The sequence below is a fragment of the Paenarthrobacter sp. AB444 genome, from assembly GCF_028736865.1.
Taxonomy (GTDB): Bacteria; Actinomycetota; Actinomycetes; order Actinomycetales; family Micrococcaceae; genus Arthrobacter; species Arthrobacter nicotinovorans_B.
In genome coordinates this window covers 1-339 of record NZ_JAQZBY010000039.1, presented here as the reverse complement: position 1 = coordinate 339, position 339 = coordinate 1, and the positions used below count along the sequence as shown (strand labels likewise).

Below are 339 nucleotides of genomic sequence, written 5' to 3'. Positions count from 1 at the left end.
CCGCTGCGCACGATGGACCATCACCGCGGCGTTCCACCGCATGTACGCCCGGTACCGGCGCTCGAACTCCTCATTACCCGGGAACGGCGCTTCCTGGTCCACCGGGATCGTGTTCACATAATCCGTGGTCGTCACCATCGGCACACCCACGCTCCGGGCACCAGCACGCTGCAACAACGAACGCATAATGTACTGCGCCCGCTCCGTACCCTGCTCAGCGATCAACGCATCAAGGGACTCAATCCACTCCGCGGTCTCTTCCGGATCACGATCAGGCAGCTGGGCAGTCAACCCGCTGAGGATGTGTGAGGTCTCTTCTCCTGCAGCCACGTCCAACCT

1 pseudogene is annotated in these 339 nt (G+C 62.2%); it reads right to left on the bottom strand.

Annotation, left to right across the window (positions count from 1 at the left end):
* A pseudogene (locus PQ627_RS19925) lies at positions 1-330 on the bottom strand (pyruvate dehydrogenase (acetyl-transferring), homodimeric type); the annotation flags it as partial.
* Between the last annotated feature and the right edge of the window lie 9 nt (positions 331-339).